The organism is Methylobacterium sp. JK268, from assembly GCF_054052225.1.
This window is the reverse complement of record NZ_JBSVZN010000002.1, coordinates 15,569-35,216: the sequence shown is the minus strand read 5'-3', so window position 1 is coordinate 35,216 and position 19,648 is coordinate 15,569. Positions and strand designations below refer to the sequence as shown.

At 73.0% G+C, this 19,648-nt stretch carries 22 protein-coding genes; 5 read left to right on the top strand and 17 right to left on the bottom strand.

The features are described from left to right. Positions 1-105 precede the first annotated feature (105 nt). Complete coding sequence (locus tag ACW9J6_RS02075) at positions 106-864, top strand: alpha/beta hydrolase (RefSeq protein WP_457114770.1); 759 nt, start codon at positions 106-108, stop codon at positions 862-864. A gap of 57 nt (positions 865-921) precedes the next feature. Here ACW9J6_RS02075 and ACW9J6_RS02070 read toward each other — a convergent pair whose 3' ends face one another. The 16 genes from ACW9J6_RS02070 to rplU form a co-directional block, all read right to left on the bottom strand. Then, positions 922-1,173, bottom strand: coding sequence for a BQ00720 family protein (locus ACW9J6_RS02070; RefSeq protein WP_457114769.1), 252 nt, complete (start codon positions 1,171-1,173; stop codon positions 922-924). A gap of 81 nt (positions 1,174-1,254) precedes the next feature. Continuing rightward, positions 1,255-1,689, bottom strand: a complete 435-nt coding sequence (locus ACW9J6_RS02065) for an Hsp20 family protein (RefSeq protein ID WP_457114768.1) — start codon at positions 1,687-1,689, stop codon at positions 1,255-1,257. Positions 1,690-1,866: 177 nt separating this feature from the next. After that, on the bottom strand, positions 1,867-2,502 hold the full coding sequence (locus tag ACW9J6_RS02060) for a DUF2939 domain-containing protein (RefSeq protein ID WP_457114767.1): 636 nt from the start codon (positions 2,500-2,502) through the stop codon (positions 1,867-1,869). A 90-nt stretch (positions 2,503-2,592) separates the two neighbouring features. After that, positions 2,593-3,138 carry an RNA pyrophosphohydrolase gene (locus tag ACW9J6_RS02055; RefSeq protein WP_457114766.1) on the bottom strand — a complete coding sequence of 182 codons (546 nt, stop codon included), beginning with the start codon at positions 3,136-3,138 and terminating at the stop codon, positions 2,593-2,595. An 82-nt stretch (positions 3,139-3,220) separates the two neighbouring features. After that, positions 3,221-4,405: a divergent polysaccharide deacetylase family protein gene (locus ACW9J6_RS02050; protein ID WP_457114765.1), complete on the bottom strand. Its 1,185-nt coding sequence runs from the start codon at positions 4,403-4,405 to the stop codon at positions 3,221-3,223. 141 nt (positions 4,406-4,546) lie between these two features. After that, positions 4,547-5,869 carry a S41 family peptidase gene (locus ACW9J6_RS02045; protein WP_457114764.1) on the bottom strand — a complete coding sequence of 441 codons (1,323 nt, stop codon included), beginning with the start codon at positions 5,867-5,869 and terminating at the stop codon, positions 4,547-4,549. After that, positions 5,869-7,161, bottom strand: a complete 1,293-nt coding sequence (locus ACW9J6_RS02040) for a murein hydrolase activator EnvC family protein (RefSeq protein ID WP_457114763.1) — start codon at positions 7,159-7,161, stop codon at positions 5,869-5,871. The genes ACW9J6_RS02045 and ACW9J6_RS02040 overlap by 1 nt, the downstream gene beginning before the upstream one ends. Continuing rightward, on the bottom strand, positions 7,158-7,646 hold the full coding sequence (rlmH, locus tag ACW9J6_RS02035) for a 23S rRNA (pseudouridine(1915)-N(3))-methyltransferase RlmH (protein WP_457114762.1): 489 nt from the start codon (positions 7,644-7,646) through the stop codon (positions 7,158-7,160). Before rlmH ends, ACW9J6_RS02040 begins: the two co-directional genes overlap by 4 nt. 19 nt (positions 7,647-7,665) lie before the next feature. Beyond that, positions 7,666-8,031 carry a ribosome silencing factor gene (gene rsfS, locus ACW9J6_RS02030; protein ID WP_457115102.1) on the bottom strand — a complete coding sequence of 122 codons (366 nt, stop codon included), beginning with the start codon at positions 8,029-8,031 and terminating at the stop codon, positions 7,666-7,668. Positions 8,032-8,191: 160 nt separating this feature from the next. Continuing rightward, complete coding sequence (locus tag ACW9J6_RS02025) at positions 8,192-8,821, bottom strand: nicotinate-nucleotide adenylyltransferase (protein WP_457114761.1); 630 nt, start codon at positions 8,819-8,821, stop codon at positions 8,192-8,194. A 6-nt stretch (positions 8,822-8,827) separates the two neighbouring features. Continuing rightward, positions 8,828-10,123 (bottom strand): glutamate-5-semialdehyde dehydrogenase, encoded by a 1,296-nt coding sequence (locus ACW9J6_RS02020; protein ID WP_457114760.1) that lies wholly within the window; start codon positions 10,121-10,123, stop codon positions 8,828-8,830. A gap of 598 nt (positions 10,124-10,721) precedes the next feature. Beyond that, a complete protein-coding gene (proB, locus tag ACW9J6_RS02015) occupies positions 10,722-11,843 on the bottom strand; it encodes a glutamate 5-kinase (RefSeq protein ID WP_457114759.1) in 1,122 nt (373 codons plus the stop codon). 90 nt (positions 11,844-11,933) lie between these two features. Next, the gene (gene obgE / locus ACW9J6_RS02010; protein WP_457114758.1) at positions 11,934-12,965 is read right to left on the bottom strand and encodes a GTPase ObgE; all 1,032 of its coding nucleotides are present in this window, start codon (positions 12,963-12,965) and stop codon (positions 11,934-11,936) included. Between the two features lie 63 nt (positions 12,966-13,028). Continuing rightward, complete coding sequence (locus tag ACW9J6_RS02005; protein ID WP_457114757.1) at positions 13,029-13,664, bottom strand: GNAT family N-acetyltransferase; 636 nt, start codon at positions 13,662-13,664, stop codon at positions 13,029-13,031. A 188-nt stretch (positions 13,665-13,852) separates the two neighbouring features. After that, positions 13,853-14,119 (bottom strand): 50S ribosomal protein L27, encoded by a 267-nt coding sequence (gene rpmA / locus ACW9J6_RS02000; protein ID WP_457114756.1) that lies wholly within the window; start codon positions 14,117-14,119, stop codon positions 13,853-13,855. A gap of 49 nt (positions 14,120-14,168) precedes the next feature. Then, positions 14,169-14,486, bottom strand: a complete 318-nt coding sequence (gene rplU / locus ACW9J6_RS01995) for a 50S ribosomal protein L21 (protein WP_457114755.1) — start codon at positions 14,484-14,486, stop codon at positions 14,169-14,171. Between the two features lie 292 nt (positions 14,487-14,778). Here rplU and ACW9J6_RS01990 point away from each other — a divergent pair, with 292 nt between their 5' ends. From ACW9J6_RS01990 to ACW9J6_RS01975, 4 genes are all read left to right on the top strand, one after another. Continuing rightward, positions 14,779-15,168: a DUF2267 domain-containing protein gene (locus ACW9J6_RS01990; protein ID WP_457114754.1), complete on the top strand. Its 390-nt coding sequence runs from the start codon at positions 14,779-14,781 to the stop codon at positions 15,166-15,168. 183 nt (positions 15,169-15,351) lie between these two features. Next, complete coding sequence (olsB, locus tag ACW9J6_RS01985) at positions 15,352-16,350, top strand: l-ornithine N(alpha)-acyltransferase (protein ID WP_457114753.1); 999 nt, start codon at positions 15,352-15,354, stop codon at positions 16,348-16,350. A gap of 196 nt (positions 16,351-16,546) precedes the next feature. Further along, a complete protein-coding gene (locus tag ACW9J6_RS01980) occupies positions 16,547-16,765 on the top strand; it encodes a hypothetical protein (protein ID WP_457114752.1) in 219 nt (72 codons plus the stop codon). An 81-nt stretch (positions 16,766-16,846) separates the two neighbouring features. Then, on the top strand, positions 16,847-19,216 hold the full coding sequence (locus tag ACW9J6_RS01975) for a type IA DNA topoisomerase (protein ID WP_457114751.1): 2,370 nt from the start codon (positions 16,847-16,849) through the stop codon (positions 19,214-19,216). Positions 19,217-19,427: 211 nt separating this feature from the next. Here the strand turns inward: ACW9J6_RS01975 and ACW9J6_RS01970 are convergent, their stop codons facing one another. Further along, a complete protein-coding gene (locus ACW9J6_RS01970; protein ID WP_457114750.1) occupies positions 19,428-19,595 on the bottom strand; it encodes a hypothetical protein in 168 nt (55 codons plus the stop codon). Between the last annotated feature and the right edge of the window lie 53 nt (positions 19,596-19,648).

Below are 19,648 nucleotides of genomic sequence, written 5' to 3'. Positions count from 1 at the left end.
CCGCGCTCCCTGGTGTAGACAATCGGTCACGCCGAGCATGTCTTCGACATTCTCCCGATCGCATTTCGGATCTGTAAACGCTCGGACCTGGATGGCACGCTCCCAATGGATCAGTTGAAAACCCCGGCCACGCCGATCACCGTGACCCGCGACGGCCGCACGCGCCGGATCGCCACGCTGATGCGCGAGGGGGCCGGCCCGCCGGTGGTGTGGCTCGGCGGCTTCCGCTCCGACATGCGGGCCACGAAGGCCGAGGCCCTCGACGCCTGGGCGGCCCGGCGCGGACGGGCCTTCCTGCGCTTCGATTACGGCGGGCACGGGGAATCGGAGGGCGATTTCGCCGACTTCACGATCTCCGACTGGCTCGCCGACGCCGAGGCGGTGGTGGCGCGCTTCGCGCCCGAGCGGCCGGTCCTGGTCGGCTCCTCGATGGGCGGCTGGATCGCGCTGCTCGCCGCCTCCCGCCTGCGGCCCTCGGGCCTCGTGCTGATCGCGCCCGCGACGGATTTCACGGAGGCCCTGATGTGGTCGCGCTTCCCCGAGACGATCCGCGAGCGCATCGCGCGCGACGGCGTGTGGCTGCGCGATTCGGCCTATTCGCCCGAGCCGACGCCGGTCACCCGTGCGCTGATCGAGGACGGCCGCCGGCACCTGCTCCTCGGAGGTCCGATCGATCCGGGCTGCCCGGTGCACATCCTGCAGGGCATGGCCGATCCGGACGTGCCCTGGGACCACGCCCTGCGGCTGGTGGCGGCGCTGCCCGAGCGCGGCGTGGTGCTCACCCTGATCAAGGAAGGCGACCACCGCCTGTCCGACCCGGCGAGCCTCGCCCGGCTGACCGCCGCGGTCGAGGCGATCGCCTGAGCCTCGGCCGGGAGCGCCACGGCCCTCTCCTCGGGGGAGCAGGGCCGCGGCCTCGCGTCAATGCACGCTCAGGGCCTGCAGGTCGTGCGCCCAGGCATTGGCGATCGCGGCGTCGCGGCTGTCGGTGAGCAGGATCGGCGCCCCGCTCGCGGAGAGCAGCGCGAACACGCTGAGCCCCGGCGACAGGTCGGGCGCCTGCGGGAACAGGCGCTTGACCTCGGCGGCGCTCATCGGGCGCACGTAGGCGACGTGGCCCTCGCCCAGGGAGGCGAGCGCGGCGGGGTCGATGGTCGGATGCAGGTCGGTCATGGTTCGCCCTCCTTCAGGGGTGGCAGAGCGGGTGGTGGCCGGACCCCGCAGCGGCCCGGCCGGCGGTGGATATGGGGATCCTCACTCGGCGTCGCGCGTCGCGATGTCGATCCGTCGCACGATGCGCTCGGGCTCGGGCCGGACGAGGTCGATCGAGAGCAGCCCGTTCGACAGGTCGGCCCCCATCACCTCCATGCCGTCGGCGAGGAGGAAGGCTCTCTGGAATTGCCGCGCCGCGATGCCGCGATGCAGGAAGGTGCGGCTCTTGTCCTCGGTCTGCCGGCCGCGGACGATGAGCTGGCTCTCCTCCAGGGTGACGTCGAGCTGGTCGCGGGTGAACCCGGCCACCGCCAGGGTGATGCGCAGCCGCTCGGGCTGTCGCTCGGTCCGCGCCACGCGCTCGATGTTGTAGGGGGGATAGCCGTCATTAGCCGCCTTGGCGACGCGGTCGAGAGCCTGCTCGATCTCGTCGAAGCCGAGGAGGAACGGATGCCCGAAGGGCGAGGGACGCGACATGGACGAACGAAGCCCTTCTCCAGACAGGCACTTCGAAGGCGCGAGCCCGCGGATGCAGCGCTCGGACGTCCGGCGAGGACCCGCCGGCCGCCTGAATATGGCGGCGGCCCAGACCCCCATCAAGGGGCCCGGCGGCGCCGGTCCACGGCCGCGACCGGCTCCCTCGGTGACGAGAGGCTAGCGGGCGGGCTCCGCGGAGCCCGGAAGCTTCAGGCGCAGGAGCTTCTGGCTGATCCGGTCGCGCAGATCCGCCGGCAGTTCGAGGTCGACGACCCGCCAGGTGAACCCGCGCAGCCGCAACCTCAGGCGGTACTGGCTCGCTCGCGGTCGATCCGGCGGGAAGCTGAAGACCACCGCGCGAAAGCCGCGCATCTCGGCCGTGCGCGCCAGGGCGACGAGGTCGGACAGGCGACGGCCGGACAGCCCGCGGTCGCTGCCCCCCGGCCCCGGCCCGGCGGCCTCCGGGCGCGCCACGCCGAGCCGCTGCGGCCAGCCGTCGTCGAGGATGTCGACGAGCACCTCGGGCGTCACAAGCGCGCCGACCACCGGCTCGACGAGGCCCGCCACCGTTTCGGTGAGCATCTGGCGGTCGCGGGGCGCGAGATCCCGCCGGTCCTCGATCGCCGCCAGCGCGGCGGCGGTGGCCTGACGGCTGAGCGAGAGCCTCAGGGTGCGCAGGTTCACGCGCTGCGTCACCGCCGCGAGGTCGTTGGTCCGGACCGCCTCGCTCAGCCGGTAGAGCGCCAGGTAGGGTGAGAGCGAGTAGCCGAGCCAGAGCAGCACGAGGCCGAGGAGCAGGCACCACCAGCGCATGACGTCAGGCTGCCGCGGGCCCGCCGGGCACGATCCGACGGAGCGGGCGCCGCGCCGCCGGGCCCGTCACGGCCGGGGCGGGGATCGGGCTCATGCGGCGCGCGCGAAGGGAGCGAAGGCGGCGATCACCTGCTCGTAGACCGGGCGCTTGAATGGGATGATGAGGTCCGGGAGGTTGGCGAGAGGCTCCCAGCGCCACGCGTCGAATTCCGGCTTGTGGGCGCCGCCCGCCGGACGGTGGATGTCGATCTCGCTCTCCGCGCCCTCGAAGGCGAAGGCGAACCACTTCTGCGTCTGTCCCCGGTAGCGCCCGCGGAAGGGCTTGCCGACGAGGATCGAGGGGAGGTCGTAGCTGTACCAGCCCGGGGCCTCGCCGAGGAGCCGGACCGATCCCGCCCCGACATTGGTCTCCTCGTAGAGTTCGCGCAGGGCCGCCTCGTGCGGCGCCTCGCCCTCGTCGATCCCGCCCTGCGGCATCTGCCAGGCGTGGCCGACGGTTCCGGCGGTCTCCTCCTCGCCGCGGCGGCGGCCGATGAAGACGAGCCCGTCCCGGTTGAACAGGGCGATGCCCACGCAGGGCCGGTACGGGAGGTCGGCCAGGGCCGGTCCGGCCGGGCGGGTCGTGTTCTCTGCCATTGCGCGCGGGTTCGAGCCTGTTGGGAGAATCCTGGCGCCGTTGTGCGAGAGAAGCGGCGGAACGACAAGGCGTCCGCGGCGATCAGATCCGCGTGCGCAGCGCCCGGCTGGCCGGGACGAGCAGGATGCCCCGGGCCTCGAGATCGCGGCTCCAGCGGGCGATGCGATCCACCGTGAGCGGCAGCGCCATCGCGGAGCCCATCGCGAAGCCCTTGCGCCGCGCCGTCTCCTCCAGGCGGGCGAGTTCGCGGTCGATCGCGTCGGGCAGCGGCGCGGCGTCGATCACCACGTCGGCCCGAGCGACCGGCGTGCGGGCGCGGCGGCCCACATCGAGCGCCAGGGAGCGGGGAGAGGTGCCGTCGTCGAGGAAGCCGAGGCCGCGGCCGGCGATCTCGCGCAGCACGGGCTCCAGCGCGCCGGCCTCCGAGGTCAGCCGCGCCCCCATGTAGTTGACCACCGCCACCGCCCCGGACACGCGGGAGAGCACGAAGGCGAGACGGTCGGCGTTCTCGGCCGGCTTGGCCGCGGCCAGCAGCGTCTGCGGCCCCGGGTCGTTGTCGGGATAGTCGAAGGGCTCCATCGGGGCCTGGACCATGACCTCGTGGCCCAGATCGCGGGCCCGCGCGGCCGCCCTCGCGACCTCGGTGCCGTAGGGCGCGAAGGCGAGCGTCACCGCCGGGGGAAGCCGCGTCACGGCGTCCTGCGTCACCGCCTGGCCGATGCCGAGGCCGGTGACCACGAGCGCGATGCGGCCGGCGGGCGCGGCGCCGCTGCGCAGGCTCGGCGCCTCGGGGCGGGCGTAGATGTCGAGGGCGCGGGCGCCGTCCGGTCCGAGGCGCGGCAGCGTGCCGTAGCGGCCCTTCTCCGACAGGCGCGGATCCGGCGCCGGGGCGAGCTGCACCTCGGCGGGCTCGGGCACGCGGATCACCACGGCCTCCGGCACGCTGCTCCCGTCCGGCCGCCGCACGGCGACCCCCGAGGCGCGCTCGACCTCGCTGGCGGTGCGGCTCGCCTCTTCGGTCGGGCGGGACGGGGCGGGCGGGAGCGGGACGGGGTCGCGACGGGTGATCGTCGCCACGGCGAAGGGCTCTCCGCCGAGGGGGTCCTCGGTCAGGGCGATGACGGCCGCGAGGGCCGCGACGGCCACGCTGGCGGCGGCGATCAGGATCGGCCGCAGCGGAAGCGCCGCGCGCCAGCGCGCGAGGCGGGAGGGAGTCTCGTCCCGCAGCCCGAGCGGGCGGGTGAGGGCGTCGTTCGCGAGGGTCACGGCGTCGCTTCCGGCCTTGGCACCGCGCCGCAGGAACGAGAAAGGCCCGCAGCGACGGTCGCCTGACCGCCATTGCGGGCCCGCATGGTTAAGGCCGTCTTAACAACCGCCGATCCGCGACGCCGCTCGTTCGGGACGCCGTTAGTTCGGGACGCCGCTCTTGGCGGTGTTCGCCGCGCCCTTCTGCACGCCGTGCAGGAAATCGACCGCGGCGGTGAGCTGCTTGTCCTTGGCCGGGTCCGGCGGAACGTAGGCCGAGGACCCGCCGCGCTCCTCCTGGTCCTTCTGCTTCAGGTGGCCCTTCAGCCCGGCCTCGCCCTTGGTCTCGTCCTTCCCCTTCAGGTCGTCGGGCACCTCCTGCAGGACCTCCTGGTCCGGCTCGATGCCCTTGGCCTGGATCGAGCGGCCCGACGGCGTGTAGTAGCGCGCGGTGGTCAGGCGCAGGGCGCCGTTGCCGCCGAGCGGGATGATCGACTGCACCGAGCCCTTGCCGAAGGAGCGCGTGCCGAGCACCGTCGCGCGCTTGTGATCCTGCAGGGCGCCCGCTACGATCTCCGAGGCCGAGGCCGAGCCGCCGTTGACCAGCACCACCACGGGCTTGCCCTTGGTGAGGTCGCCGGCCTTGGCCGAGAAGCGCTGGGTCTCGTCGGGGTTGCGGCCGCGGGTCGAGACGATCTCGCCCCGGTCGAGGAAGGCGTCGGACACCATCACCGCCTGGTCGAGCAGCCCGCCCGGGTTGTTGCGCAGGTCGAGGATGTAGCCCTTGAGCTTGTCGCCGGGCACGTCGGTCGAGATCTTGTCGATCGCCGCCTTCAGCCCGTCGAAGGTCTGCTCGTTGAACTGGGTCAGCCGGATGTAGCCGACGTCGCCGCCCTCGACCCGCGACCGCACCGGCTTGATGCGGATCAGGTCGCGGTTGAGGGTGACCTCGATCGGGTCCTTGGCCTCCTTGCGGGTGATCTTGAGCTTCACCGGCGAGTTGACCGGACCCCGCATCTTCTCGACCGCCTGGTTGAGGGTCAGGCCCTGGACCTGGTCGTTGTCGATCTGCGTGATGACGTCGTTGGCGAGCAGCCCGGCGCGGGCGGCCGGCGTGTCGTCGATCGGGGTGACGACCTTGATGAGGCCGTCCTCCATCGTCACCTCGATGCCCAGGCCGCCGAACTCGCCGCGGGTCTGCACCTGCATGTCGCGGAAGCTCTTCGAGTCCATGTAGCTCGAATGCGGGTCCAGCGAGGTCAGCATGCCGTTGATGGCGGCTTCGATCAGCTTCGACTCGTCGGGCTTCTCGACGTAGTCGGTACGGATCTTCTCGAAGACGTCACCGAACAGGCTGAGCTGGCGGTAGGTCTCGGCGGACGCCGCCACCGCGCTCGTCCCGGAGAGGAAGTGCGTCTGTGTCGCCACCGTGGCGGTCCCGGCGCCGAGAATCGCACCAAACAGGACGAGGGATACTTTGCGCATTATCCGCGAACCTTCTCGCTTGCCGCCTTGGCCCACCATGGCTCCGGGTCGATGGAGCTACCGTCTTTCTTGAACTCGACGTACAGGACGGGGTCGTTTCGCCCGCCGGCTCCCGCCGAAGGCGCCAGGCCCGGGTCCCCCATCGCGGCGACCGGCTCTCCGGCAAGCACGAACTGACCGACCTCCACGTTGATCTGTCCCATGCCCGCCAGAAGCAGATAGTAGCCGTCGCCAGCGTTGATGATCAAGAGACGTCCATAGCTCCGAAACGGGCCCGCGTAGGAGACCCAGCCGTCGGCCGGAGATGACACGATGGCGCGGGGGCGGGTCGCGAGCGAAATGCCGCGCGTCGTTCCGCCGTTGCCGTCGGGCTCGCCGAAGGCCCTCACCACCTCGCCGCTCGCCGGCCGCGGCACGGCGCCCCGCACCTGTGCGAAGGGCAGCTTCGGCGCGAGGCGGGCGGGGTCGCGCAGGGCCGCGGCGGCGAAGCGCTCGCGGGTCTCGCGGCTCTCCGCGTCGGCGGCGCGGCGGGCGGTCGACACCTCGCCGTCGAGCCTGTCGACCAGGTCCTTGAGGCTGCGCGCCTGGGTGGCGAGGGCGGCGGCGCGCTCCTTCTCGCCCGCGAGCCCCGTCTCGGCCTCCCCGAGGCGCGTCTGGCGGGCCGCGATCAGGGCGTTGAGGCGCTGCTGCTCGCCGGCCCAGTCGGCGAGGTCCTTGCGCAGGCTCTCGCGGTCGTCGGCGATGAGGCTGCGCAGGCGCTCCAGCTCCGCCAAGTCCCCGGCGAGCGTCTCGGCCTCGCCCTGCAGCTCGGGCACCACGGCGCCGAGCAGCATCGAGGTGCGGATCGCCTTGAGCACGTCCTCGGGCTGGACCAGCACCGCGGGGGGCGGCCGGCGGCCCATGCGCTGGAGCGCCGCCAGCACCTCGGCAATGACGCCCCGGCGGGCCTGCAGGGAGCGGCGGATCGCGGCCTCGCTCGCCGCCATGGTCTGGAGGCGACCCTCGAGGCCCGCGATGCGCTCCTCGGAGTCCTGGGCCTTGCGGGTGCCGTCGAGGAGCGCCTGGTTGAGGCGGGTGCGGTCACCCTTCAGGCTCTCGACCTCCTTCTCCAGGCGCGCCCGGGACTCGGCACTCTGCGCCAGGGCCGCTTCGAGCGCCTTGAGGCTGTCGGCCTTCTGCTCCTTCTCCGCCTGGGCCTGCTCGATCGGATCCGGCTTCGCGGAGGCCCGCTCCTGCGCGGCGGCGCCGGAGGCCGCGGCGAGCAGGGAGACCAGGAGGGCGTAGCGGATCACGGGGCGCCGCGGTGATAGGGATGGCCAGCCAGGATGGTCATGACGCGGTATAGTTGCTCAAGCACTAACACGCGCACCAGGCCGTGCGGCAGCGTCGCCGCGCCGAAGGCGAAGACGAGGTCGGCCCGGCGCCTCACGGCCTCGCCGAGACCGTCGGCGCCGCCGATCACGATCGCGAGACCCGGCCGACCGCCGTCGCGCCACGCGGCCACCTGCTCGGAGAGGCCGAGGCTGGTCACGGCCCGGCCGCCCTCGTCCATCACCACGAGCGCCGCCCCCGCCGGCACCGCCTCCAGGATGGAAGCCGCCTCCTCGGCGCAGCGGTCGGGCGCCCGGCGGGCGCGGCTCTCCGGCAGTTCGGTCACCTGGATCGCCGCGAAACCCAGCCCGCGGCCGATCGCGTCGGCACGCTCGCGGTAGGTCTCGACGAGGTCGCGCTCCGGGCCGCGCTTGAGCCGCCCCACGGCCACGAGGGCGAGGCGCACGGCCCCCTCCCCTCCCGGATCAGCCGGCGAGGCGCTCGCCCGGCCGGTCGGCGCCCCACATCTTCTCCAGATTGTAGAAGTGCCGAACCTCGGGCCGGAAGATGTGCACCAGCAGGTCCCCGGCGTCGATCAGCACCCAGTCGCAGGCCGGCATCCCCTCGATGCGGGCGTTGCCGTGCCCGGCCTGCTTGAGGTCCTGCACGAGCTTCTCGGCGATGGAGCCGACGTGCCGGTGAGAACGGCCGGAGGTGATGATCATCGCGTCGGCGATCGAGGTCTTGCCGACGAGGTCGATCTCCACCGTGTCCTCGGCCTTCATGTCCTCGAGGCAGCGCCGGGCGATCCCCAGGAGCGCTCCCTCCGCGGGCGCATCCGCCGCAGGCAGCTCGGCCGTCGGGGCCACGGCCGGAGGCACCGCCGCCTCGGGCCGGGCGGGAAGCTCGGCGATGCGAGCCTCGCGGGTAGAAGGTTGATTCAGTGCCGACCCCTGTCGTTCGCGCCACGCGGCGCCGCTGCTTCAAGATAAGGGCCCACGGCCCTGCCTTTCAATACGTGTGCGCCGTCGAAGACGATCCTCCGGCCACGGTGGCGTTGCGCAGGGCCGTCGAGGAAAGCTCGGAGCGCGGTCCGTGCAGGAAGACCCAGGCGGGCGGATCCGCGTCCGCCAGGAGGGCGGCGTCGCGCTCGTCGAGGCGCTCGCGCGCCAGCGCCCGCGCGGCCGGCGAGGCCGTCGCCGCGAGGGTGAAGCCCGGCCGGTCGATCACCGCGATCGGCATGCGCCGAGCGATCTCGCGCCAGCCCTGCCAGCGGTGGAAGCTCGCGAGGCTGTCCGCGCCCATGATCCAGACGAAGCGCACGGCCGGCCGCCGCGTCTGCAGCCAGTCCAGGCTCTCGCGGGTGTAGCGGGCGCCGATCTCCGATTCGAAGCCCGTCACGGCGACGCGCGGGTCGCGGGCGATCGCGGCCGCCCCGGCCATTCGGTCCGCGAGCGAGGCGAGGATCCTGCGGTCCTTCAGGGGATTGCCGGGACTGACGAGCCACCACACCCGGTCGAGGGCGAGGCGCCGCAGGGCGAGCCGGCTCACATGCAGGTGGCCGGCATGGGCCGGGTTGAAGGAGCCGCCGTAGAGCCCGACGCGCAGGCCCGGGGCGCTCGGCGGAAGCCGGGGTGGCACGGAGGGTCAGGGCCGGATCTGCCCGGACCCGTGCACGCGGTACTTGAAGGTCGTGAGCTGCTCGACCCCGACCGGGCCGCGGGCGTGCATGCGCCCCGTCGCGATCCCGATCTCGGCCCCGAACCCGAACTCGCCTCCGTCGGCGAACTGCGTCGAGGCGTTGTGGACGACGATGGCCGAATCGACCTCGGCGAGGAAACGCTCGGCCACGGCCGCGTCGTCCGTGACGATCGCGTCGGTGTGGTGGGAGCCGTTGGCCTCGATATGGGCGATGGCGGCGTCGAGGTCCTCGACCACCCGCACCGCGATGATCGCGTCGAGGTACTCGGTCCGCCAATCCGCCTCGCTCGCCGGCGTCACCCGCGGATCGACCGCCTGGGTTGCCGCGTCGCCGCGCACGGCGCAGCCGGCGTCGAGGAGGTCGGTGACGAGGGGCGCGAGGTGCGAGGCGGCGCAGCCGCGATCGACCAGCAGCGTCTCGGCCGCCCCGCACACGCCGGTGCGCCGCAGCTTGCTGTTGCGCAGGATCGTGCGGGCCATCGCGAGGTCCGCCTGCGCGTGGACGAAGACGTGGCAGATGCCCTCGAGATGCGCGAAAACCGGCACCTTCGCCTCATTCTGCACGCGGGCGACGAGGCTCTTGCCGCCGCGCGGCACGATCACGTCGAGGCAGCCGTCGAGGCCCGACAGCATGGCCCCGACCGCCGCGCGGTCGCGGGTGGGGACGAGCTGGATCGCGTCGCCCGGCAGCCCGTGCGCGGCCAGGCCGCTCGCCATGGCGCCGGCGATGGCGGACGCGCTGCGCAGGCTCTCGGAGCCGGCCCGCAGCACCGCGGCGTTGCCGGCCTTGAGGCAGAGCGCGCCCGCATCCGCCGTGACGTTCGGCCGGCTCTCGAAGATCACGCCGACGACACCGAGCGGCGTGGAGATGCGCTCGATGGCGAGCCCGTTGGGACGCTCGAAGGCGGCGAGCTGACGCCCGACCGGGTCGGGCAGTCCGGCGATCGCCTCGACGGCAGCGGCGATCGCCTCCACGCGGGCGGGGTTGAGCTCCAGCCGGTCGAGGGTGGCGGCGGGCAGGCCCTTGGCCCGCGCATCCGCCAGATCGGCCGCGTTCGCCTCCAGGATGGCCGGGGCGGCGGCCCGGATCGCCGCGGCGGCGGCGCGCAGGCCCTCGTCCTTGGCCTGCGCCGGCGCGAGCGCCATGCGGCGGGCGGCGGCCCGGGCCTTGCGGCCGATCTCCCGCATGAGGGCGTCGACGTCGTCGGCCCCGGCGCGGGGCTTCAGGCTGAGCACGGACACGGCGCGGTTCCTGCCTTGCGCCGAGGCGGCTTCGTGAGGGCGCGGGCCTTCCATGCCACGCGCCTCCCGGCGCGACAAGCGAAGCCGGCGCAGCTCAGCGCTGTCCCTCCCGTGTCGCTGCCACGAGGAGAGGGCCAGGACGGGAGGGTGTTCACCGGACCGGCGCGGCCGGCGGGCCGCAGACCCGAACCCTATCCCGTCTGCGGGCTGAAGCGTTCACACGTCGCCGTAGAAGGCGCGGGTTTCTCCTCTCCCCGCCTGCGGGGAGAGGGCTGCGGACCCCTTGTCGGGTCCGCAGCGAGCCCGAAGGGCGAGGGTGAGGGGGCGGTTCCGGATGTGCTCCATCCTGAGGCGCCCCCTCACCCTCGGCTGCCGCCTCGTCTCGCCCCCGACAAGGGGGGCTCGACCCTCTCCCCGCACGCGGGGAGAGGGCATGCGCACGAACCGAAGTGTGAATGTGTAAACCCGCACGGGAGAGGGGATCCCGCGGGTCTCCCCGGCTTCGTTCAAGCGACTACGAAAGAAGAGCCTTTTTTATGCCGACAGGCGACGTGCGAACACACCAGCCCTCGCAGAAGGGGAGGGTTTGCCCCGCCCCTCACTCCCCGGCGAGCGCCATGTCGTCCCGGTGGACCATCTCGGCCCGGCCCGGATAGCCCAGCACCGCCTCGATCTCGCGGCTGGCGCGGCCGATGATCCGGGCGGCGTCGTCGCTGTCGTAGGCGACGAGGCCGCGGCCGAGCACGGCGCCCGACAGGGAGCGGATCACCACGGCGTCGCCGCGCGCGAAGCTGCCCTCGATCCGCGCGACGCCGACCGGCAGCAGGCTGGCGCCGCCGGCGAGCGCCCGCTCGGCGCCCGCGTCGATGACCAGGCTGCCGCGGGGTTCGAGGGAGCCGGCGATCCAGGTCTTGCGGGCGGCCGTCGGCGTCGAGCCGGACAGGAACCAAGAGGCGCGGGCGCCGGAGGCCACCGCCTTGAGCGGGTTCTTGCCGCGCCCGTCGGCGATCAGCATGTGGGTGCCCCCGCCCGTGGCGATCTTGCCGGCCTCGATCTTGGTGCGCATGCCGCCGCGCGAGAGGTCGGAGGCCGGCCCGCCCGCCATCGCCTCGATCTCCGGGGTGATGCGCTCGATCACCGGCAGGTGCCGGGCGTCCGGGTCGCTCGCGGGCGGCGCCGTGTAGAGCCCGTCGATGTCGGAGAACAGGACCAGGAGGTCGGCCCCGATCATCGTGGCGACGCGGGCGGCGAGGCGGTCGTTGTCGCCGTAGCGGATCTCGGAGGTCGCCACCGTGTCGTTCTCGTTGACGACCGGGACGGCGCGCACCTCCAGGAGCTTCAGGGTGGTGGCGCGGGCGTTGAGGTAGCGGCGGCGCTCCTCGGTGTCGCGGGGCGTCACCAGGATCTGGCCCGCCGCGATGCCGTGGTGGGCGAGCGCCTCGGACCAGTGGCGCGCCAGCGCGATTTGGCCCACGGCGGCGGCGGCCTGGCTCTCCTCCAGGCGCAGCGCGCCGGCGGGGAAGCCCAGCACCGTCCGCCCCAGCGCGATCGAGCCGGACGAGACCACCAGCACGTCGACGCCGCGGCCGTGCAGGTCGGCGATGTCCTCGGCGAGCGCCGCGAGCCAGGCGTGGCGCAGGCGGCCGCGGGAGCGGTCGACGAGCAGGGAGGAGCCGACCTTGAGGACGACGCGGCGGAACTGGTCGAGGGCGGGGGTCATGGCGGGGCCGGAGGGCGAGCGGGGTGATCCCGGCGCATAGCCGGAGACGGGGCCGCTGGACAGCCCCGCCGCGGCGGGAGCGCCCTCACCTCAGGGCTGCCACGCCTCCTCGCGCGCCGGGGCCGAGTCGGCGCGGGCCGCGTCCATGGCGGCGAGGACCGCCCGCAGCGCCTCGGGCACGCCCGCGCGGGTCGCCGCCGAGAGCACCAGCGGCGTCCGGCCGGTGGCCTCCGTCAGGCGCTCGACCTGCGCGGCCAGCGTCTCCGGATCGAGGATGTCGGTCTTCGACAGGGCGACGATCTCGGGCTTGTCCTCCAGCCCGTGCCCGTAGGCCTCCAGCTCCGCGCGCACCAGCCGGTAGGCGGCGCCCGCATCCTCGCTCGACCCATCGACGAGGTGGAGGAGCACCCGGCAGCGCTCCACATGCGCCAGGAAGCGGTCGCCGAGGCCCACGCCCTCGTGCGCGCCCTCGATCAGACCCGGGATGTCCGCGAGGACGAATTCCCGCGTATCCGCCCGCACGACGCCGAGGCCCGGATGCAGGGTGGTGAAGGGGTAGTCGGCGATCTTGGGCTTGGCCGCCGTCACGGCGGCGAGGAAGGTCGACTTGCCGGCATTGGGCAGGCCGACGAGCCCGGCATCGGCGATGAGCTTGAGGCGCAGCCACAGCCAGTGCTCGCGGCCCTCCTGGCCCGGATTGGCGTGGCGCGGCGCCCGGTTCGTCGAGGTCGTGAAGTAGGCGTTGCCGAAGCCGCCGTTGCCGCCGCGGGCGAGCAGCACCCGCTGTCCGACCCGGGTCAGGTCGGCGACCAGGGTCTCCCCGTCCTCGGCGAGGATCTGGGTGCCGGCAGGGACCTTCAGCACCGCGTCGGCGCCCTTCCCGCCCGCCCGGTTGCGGCCGGAGCCGTGCTCGCCCTTCTTCGCCTTGAAGTGCTGCTGGTAGCGGTAGTCGATCAGCGTGTTCAGGCCCTCGACGCATTCGGCCCAGACATCGCCGCCGCGCCCGCCGTCGCCGCCATCGGGCCCGCCGAACTCGATGAACTTCTCGCGGCGGAACGACACGCAGCCGGCTCCACCGTCGCCGGAGCGCACGTAGACCTTGGCTTCGTCGAGGAACTTCACGGAATCGGTCCTCCTGACCGTCAACGCGGAGAGGCCGGGGGCGTGCCCCCGGCCGTCATGGTTTCAGAGACCGAGACACGGCTGTGCCGTGCGATGGCGATCGAAGACGAGCCCCGAGGCCTGCCAGGTCTTGAGGCTGTCCCAGGCCCGCCGGTCCAGCCGGAACTCATCGACCGGGAAGACGCCGCCCCGGGCCGGAAAGGCGCGCAGGCCCGAGCCGACCGCGGCGAAGCCGCACTTCTCCAGCACCCGGCGCGAGGCCGGGTTCACCACCCGGGCCGAGGAGCCGAGTTCCTGCCCCTCCGTGTAGGCGAAGAAGGCGTCGATCATGGCCCTCGCCGCCTCCGTGGCGAGGCCCTGGCCCCAGTGCGGGACCCCGAGCCAGTAGCCGAGCAGCGGCGCGTCTCCCGGGCGGTGGCAGACGATCCCCACCATCCCGATCAGGGTCTGCGGCTGGCGCCGCGGCGTGATCGCCATGTGGAGCGCCCGCCCCTCGGCATTCTCGCGCCGCGCCCGCAGGACGAAGGCCTCCGCGTCCGGCGGCGCCATCGGGTGCGGGACCCCGGCCGTCATCTCGGCGACGGCTTTCTCACCGGCGAGACGCACGATGGCTTGGGCGTCGGCCTGGCGGGGCCAGCGCAGCCAAAGCCGCCGGGTCTCGATCCGGAAGACGTCGTCGCGGGTGAGGTCGGGAAACATCGCCTGACTCCGATCCGACCGGATGAGGGCTGTCGCCCGCACGCGGCCACGAGAACGACGAAGGGGAGAGTGGTGCCCCACCCTCCCCCGGATCTCGATCGGAGCTCGGCCGTATCAGGGCCAGGACATCGGATCCGCCGGGTCGGTGGGGACACCGGCGGAGCTCCTTCGTCACTGGCTCCGTCGGCTTATTCTGCGGCCTGTTGGGCCGGGACGACCGTTACGTAAGCTCGGCCTTGTTTCGTGGCAAAGCGGACGCGACCGTCCGTGAGGGCGAAGAGGGTGTGATCGCGGCCCATGCCGACATTGGTGCCGGGATGCCAGCGCGTGCCGCGCTGACGCACAATGATGTTGCCGGCAATGACGGCTTCGTCGCCGAACTTCTTCACGCCGAGGCGGCGGCCTTCGGAATCGCGGCCGTTGCGGGACGAACCGCCTGCTTTCTTGTGAGCCATCGGGCTACTCCTGAATCTCTCTGAAGGGCTGTCTGCGTCCGGCCTGCGGTCAGGCGGCGCTGATGCCCGTGACGCGCACCACGGTGAAGTCCTGGCGGTGACCGCGCTTGCGGCGCGAGTTCTGCCGGCGGCGCTTCTTGAAGGCGATGACCTTCGGGCCGCGCTTCTGGGCGACGATCTCGCCCGCCACGCTGACGCCGGAGACGGTCGGCGCGCCGACCTTCGTGGCACCCTCGCCGTTAGCGAAGAGGAGAACCTCGCCGAAGGTGACGCTGGTCCCGGCCTCGCCCTCGAGCTTGGCGATTGTGATGACGTCGTTTGCGGCAACGCGATACTGCTTGCCGCCGGTCTTGATGACTGCGAACATCGTTCTGGTCTCGTGTTCCATCCGGGCTCCGGCGCGGGGCCGGGCACCGTCTTCTTGACAGTTGACGTTGGGTCGCCCCGAGGGGATCGCCGAACGCGACGGCGCGCGAACCGGACGGTCCGCGCGCCAAGGATGGGTTGGTAGCGTCGCGATGCCGCTCCTGTCAACGGGTTTCCCGGCGCCGGCCCGGGATCGTCTCGCGATGCCGGCCTGCCTCACACCGATCCCGACCCCCCGGTTGATTTCCCCGGGGGCTTGCCCGATGACCGGGCGACCGCATCAGGAGACGGTGATGGAAGAGCTTGTTGCCCGGGTGACGCAGGCCACGGGATTGGACGCCGAGACGGCCCAGACGGCGATCGGGCACATCCTAGCCTTCCTGCGCAAGGAAGGGCCGACCGACGAGGTCAACCAGATCATCGCGGCGATCCCGGGCGCCGAGGACATCCTGGCGCAGTCGGGGGACGGCGGCCCCGGCGGGGGGATCGGCGGCCTGATGGGCATGCTCGGCGGCATGGGCGGCGTGATGGCGCTCGGCCAGAAGCTCATGTCCGAGGGCGTCTCGATGGGCCAGATGCAGCCGCTCGGCCGCGAATTGTTCGCCTATGCCCGCGAGAAGGCGGGCGAGGACGCGATCGGCCCGATCATCGGCTCGGTGCCGGGCCTGAATCAGTTCGTGTGATGGTGTGACGGCTAACGGCCGGGGGAGGCGCCGCGCGATCTCGACCACGCGGCGCAAGCTCCTGCTGTCGTTGGATGGTTGCTGTCACAAAACCGTGCGCCCTTCGTGATGTTGTCCGACGAGATGGCGGCGCGTCGCCCCTTCGGGCGCAGCACACTCAACGCCGCACGGGAAACCACGACGATGACACCGTTCCTCTCCCGCGGCCCGCGTCCCGTCCGGGACGACGCCCGGGCTCCGACACCCTTCGCGCGCCTGATGCAGCGGGGCGGAGCCGGAGAGGGGCGGCACGGGATCGATCTGCGCGGGGTCGTCGCGCCGACGCGGCTGTTTCCGCCGCTCAAGCGCCTGCCGACGCACGGCCTCGACCCGGTGCTGGGCCGGATCGGCGCCCTCGAGGTGCGGCTCGCCACCCGTCCGAAGGATGTCCGGCGCGCGCAGCGCCTGCGCTACAAGGTGTTCTACGAGGAGATGGCGGCGGTGCCGTCGAGCCTCGCCGCGCTCAAGCGGCGGGACGCCGACGAGTACGACGCGGTCTGCGACCACCTCCTCGTCATCGATCACGCGGCCAACGGGGCGAAGCCCTTCCGCAAGCCGCGGCCGCGAGTGGTGGGCACCTACCGGCTGCTCCGCCAGGACCAGGCCGACCGGCATTTCGGCTTCTACACGGCGGGCGAGTACGACATCGCGCCGGTCCTGGCGGCGAATCAGGGCCTGCGCATCCTCGAACTCGGCCGCTCCTGCGTGCTGAAGCCCTATCGGACCAAGCGCACGGTGGAGCTGCTGTGGCACGGGATCTGGACCTACGTGCTGCACCACCGCATCGACGCGATGCTCGGCTGCGCCAGCCTGGAGGGCACCGACCCCGACCGGCTGGCGCTGCCCCTGAGCTTCCTGCACCACTTCGCCCGGGCACCGGAGGTGTGGCGCGCCCGGGCGCTGCCTGAGCGGCACGTGGCGATGGACCGGCTCAGCCGCGAGGCCATCGACCCCAAGGCCGCCCTCCAGGAGCTGCCGCCGCTCATCAAGGGCTACCTGCGCATCGGCGCGACCTTCGGGGACGGCGCGGTGGTTGACCGGCAATTCGGCACGACGGACGTGTTCGTGGTGCTGCCGGTCTCGGCCATCGCGCCGCGCTACATCGAGCATTTTGGCGCCGGTGCGCAGCGGCACGCGGCCTGATCCCGCGCCCGCTCGGCCCGGCCGCCTCCCTCGCCACTTCCGCGCATCTCCCATCTGGAGGGTGCGGGCGAGCACGATCTTCGGCAGCCTCCCGCGTTTAGATCCTCCCGGGCCGGCGTGCGGTCCGGAGCGACAGGCGGAGGCGGGGGCGATGAGCGGAGGATCGAAGCGCGGGGGGTGGGGCGGAGGCCGCCGTGTGCGCGGCGGAGCGGGCCGCGGTTCGGTCCGCACGCCCCGGATCCTCTACGCGGTCGACGTGGCGGATGCCTACGCCGTCTGCGAGGACTGCCCCGCCAACGACAACCATCTGCGGATCCGCTCGCGCGCGGCCGCGCGGCGCCACGATCCGCGGGTCCTCGCGCTCCGGCTGGTCGCGCGGAGCGGCGAGGACGAGGGCGCCCGCCGCACGCCGTGACGGCGCACCCCGCGTTGACCGGCAGCCGGCCGCGCCGTATGTTCCCGGTCCGTTCGCATCATCGCCGGGAACCCGCGCGCCATGGTCTCCGCTTCCGCCGGAAGGACGCTGTTCTTCTTCGAGAAGCCCTCGGCGATGCGCCAGCTCCAGCGCTTCTTCCGGGCGCCGACCACGGTCTGCGTGGCGGCCGAGGGGCACCTTCTCGCTGCCCGGGAGCCGGCCGAGATCCGGCCCGACTGGAAGGCGTGGCGCTTCGAGGACCTCCCCATCGCGGTCGACGAGATCCCGGTCGCCTGTGGGGAGAACCGCTCCGGCGCCTCGCATGCGGGCCGGATCGACGCGATCCGCCGGGCCCTCTCGGGCGTGGACCGCGTGATCATCGCCACCGATCCGGGCCGGGAAGGCTCGATGATCGCCTGGGAGGTGCTGGAGCACCTGCGCTATCGCGGCCGGGTCGACCGGCTGCGGCTCGGCGCGCTCGACGAGGTCTCGATCCGGCGCGCCTTCGCGGCGCTCGCCCGCGAGCCCGATTCGGGCGAGCGCGACTACGCGGCCTACCTGGAGGCGCTCTGCCGCCGCTATGAGGACTGGCACCTCGGGCTCAACGGCACGCGCGCGGTGTCCCTGCGGCTGCGGCCGCCGAGCGTCCGGCAGCCCTGGCGGTTCGGCGGCGTGCAGACGCCGACGCTCGCCCTGCTCGCCGACCTGGAGCGGCGGATCCGGGACTTCGTGCCGCGCGCGTTCTTCAAGATCGCCCTGCCGGTGGAGAGCGAGACCGGCGCCGCCCTGACGCTCTGGCACGCGCCCAAGGAGCGCCTGTTCGACGAGGCGGAGGCCGAGGCGATCCGCGACGCCGCCAACGGGTGGTCCGGTCCCCTCGCCGTCGCCCACAAGGACGTGCGGCGCCCGCCGCCGCGGCTATTCTCCAAGGACACGCTGGCGCGGCGCTGCGCCAAGCGCTTCGGCTGGGACCCCCAGCGGACCGCCTCCGTGGCGCAGGACCTCTACGACCGCGGCTTCCTGAGCTATCCGCGCACCGAATCCGAGCACCTGCCCGAGAGCCAGGGCGGGGACGCGCCGTCGGTGCTGGCTGCGATCGGCACCAGCCTCCCCGACCTCGCCGGCCTGATCCCGGCCCCCGAGGCGGTGCTGGTGCGGCGGGGGCCGCGGGGCCACTACGTCAAGGATCCCGGCGAGCACCACGCCATCGTGCCGCTGCGCAAGGTGCCGCGGCCCGGCGAGGTCGGCGGCGATGCCTGGCGGCTCTGGGAGCTGGTGGCGAAGTCCTACCTCGCCGCCCACCTGCCGGACGGGATCGACGCCCGCACGACGGTGACGGCGGAGGTCGCCACGCCCCTCGGCCCCAAGCGCTTCGCGGTTACGGGGACCGTCGTGCGCTCGCCCGGCTGGCGGGCCGTCTACGGCACCGAGGCCGAGGAGGACGAGCCGCTCCCCGGCAAGGCGAAGCGCGACGACGAGCCCTCGGCCGGCCGGCTGCCCCTGGTGCGGGACGGCGAGCCTGCCCGGGGCGGCGAGCCGCGGGTCGAGCGCGCGATGACGGAGCCGCCGCGGCGCATCACCCGGGGCGAGTTGCCGGTGGTGATGGGCCGCCTGATCGACCACGTGGAGGATCCCGCCCTCAAGCGCGCCCTCGAGAACCCGTCCAACCCGAACGAGCCCCGCGGCCTCGGCACGGCGGCGACCCGCGATGCGGTGCTGCCGAAGCTGGAGAGGAGCGGCTACGTGACCCTGGCCGGCGGCAAGGACCCGCCGATCAGCGTTACCGAGGCGGGCCTCGCCTTCGTGGAGGCGGTGCGGCGGGTCTTCCCGGCTTACGGCGACCCGGTCGGGCGGGCGGTGTTCGAGGCCGACCTTGCGGAGATCGGCCGGGCGCCGACCCGGGCGGAGGCGCTGCGCCGGGCCGCGGAATTCCGCCAGCGCACGCGGGCGCGCCTCGACGCGCTGATCGCGGCGGTCGCGGGCGCCGAGCGCCTGGCCGTCGCCGGCGCGGCGCTGGGCGCGGCCGCGTCGGGCCGCCCGCCGACGCCGGCGATGATCGCCTTCGCGACGGCGCTCGCCGCCCGCAAGGGTCTGCGCCTTCCCCGCGGGGCGACGTCGGACGCCGCGCTCTGCCGCCGCTTCCTCGACGCGCATGCCGAGAAGCGGGAGGCGTCGGGCGACCGGCGAGCGCCCACGCCCGCCATGCTGCGCTTCGCCGAGGCGCTGGCACGGGAGAAGGGACTCGACGGCCTGCCGGACGGCGTCGCGGAGGATTTCGCGGCCTGCCGGGCCTTCCTCGACGCACAGGCGGAGGGCGGGCGGACGACGGCGCCGAAGAAGGGGCGGAGCCGGCCGGGTCAGGCGCCGCGGAGGGCGTCGCCGCGCCGGCGCCGGACGGGAGGCGCGGGGGAGGACGCCCTCGGGAATCTGGGCCCTCGGCCTCCCGCGTGACGCCACGCGCGGATCCGCGGGCACGAACGCTCCCTCATCAACTGAACGCTTCTGGTAAAACACGACACTCCTCATGCCGAAGTGCTGCGCAGCAGCCTCGAAGCACTCCGAACCGTCAATCCAAGAGTAGAGTTCATTGGGTACGCTGTTCTGGGGTGCTTCGAGGCTCGCTACGCTCGCACCTCAGCATGAGGAAGTGGGTTTGTTGCCATCAGCCGAGTCTGATGCTGCGGCTCACCATCGCCTGGCTGGATGACATCTGCCGATCTTCAACCTGATCGGCGTCGGTCGCGCCGTCCGAGGCTATGCAGGCGATCATGCAGCACGCGCGGATGAGTGATGTCGGGTCAGCCCGATGTCGATCGATGTGATCGATCATCCGGTTGATGCAATACGCGTTTGCCGATGCTGTGTGGATCCACAAGCCCACGC

Excerpts from the sequence above, each read along its gene's own strand:
- ACW9J6_RS02060 (WP_457114767.1), bottom strand. The coding sequence starts at position 2,502 with ATGCGCTGGTGGTGCCTGCTCCTCGGCCTCGTGCTGCTCTGGCTCGGC.
- ACW9J6_RS02005 (WP_457114757.1), bottom strand. The coding sequence starts at position 13,664 with ATGTTTCCCGACCTCACCCGCGACGACGTCTTCCGGATCGAGACCCGG.
- olsB (WP_457114753.1), top strand. The coding sequence starts at position 15,352 with ATGACACCGTTCCTCTCCCGCGGCCCGCGTCCCGTCCGGGACGACGCC.
- ACW9J6_RS02065 (WP_457114768.1), bottom strand. The coding sequence starts at position 1,689 with ATGTCGCGTCCCTCGCCCTTCGGGCATCCGTTCCTCCTCGGCTTCGAC.
- ACW9J6_RS02055 (WP_457114766.1), bottom strand. The coding sequence starts at position 3,138 with ATGGCAGAGAACACGACCCGCCCGGCCGGACCGGCCCTGGCCGACCTC.
- rplU (WP_457114755.1), bottom strand. The coding sequence starts at position 14,486 with ATGTTCGCAGTCATCAAGACCGGCGGCAAGCAGTATCGCGTTGCCGCA.
- ACW9J6_RS01975 (WP_457114751.1), top strand. The coding sequence starts at position 16,847 with ATGGTCTCCGCTTCCGCCGGAAGGACGCTGTTCTTCTTCGAGAAGCCC.
- ACW9J6_RS02045 (WP_457114764.1), bottom strand. The coding sequence starts at position 5,869 with ATGCGCAAAGTATCCCTCGTCCTGTTTGGTGCGATTCTCGGCGCCGGG.
- rpmA (WP_457114756.1), bottom strand. The coding sequence starts at position 14,119 with ATGGCTCACAAGAAAGCAGGCGGTTCGTCCCGCAACGGCCGCGATTCC.
- ACW9J6_RS02075 (WP_457114770.1), top strand. The coding sequence starts at position 106 with ATGGATCAGTTGAAAACCCCGGCCACGCCGATCACCGTGACCCGCGAC.
- ACW9J6_RS02070 (WP_457114769.1), bottom strand. The coding sequence starts at position 1,173 with ATGACCGACCTGCATCCGACCATCGACCCCGCCGCGCTCGCCTCCCTG.
- ACW9J6_RS01970 (WP_457114750.1), bottom strand. The coding sequence starts at position 19,595 with ATGATCGATCACATCGATCGACATCGGGCTGACCCGACATCACTCATC.
- proB (WP_457114759.1), bottom strand. The coding sequence starts at position 11,843 with ATGACCCCCGCCCTCGACCAGTTCCGCCGCGTCGTCCTCAAGGTCGGC.
- ACW9J6_RS01990 (WP_457114754.1), top strand. The coding sequence starts at position 14,779 with ATGGAAGAGCTTGTTGCCCGGGTGACGCAGGCCACGGGATTGGACGCC.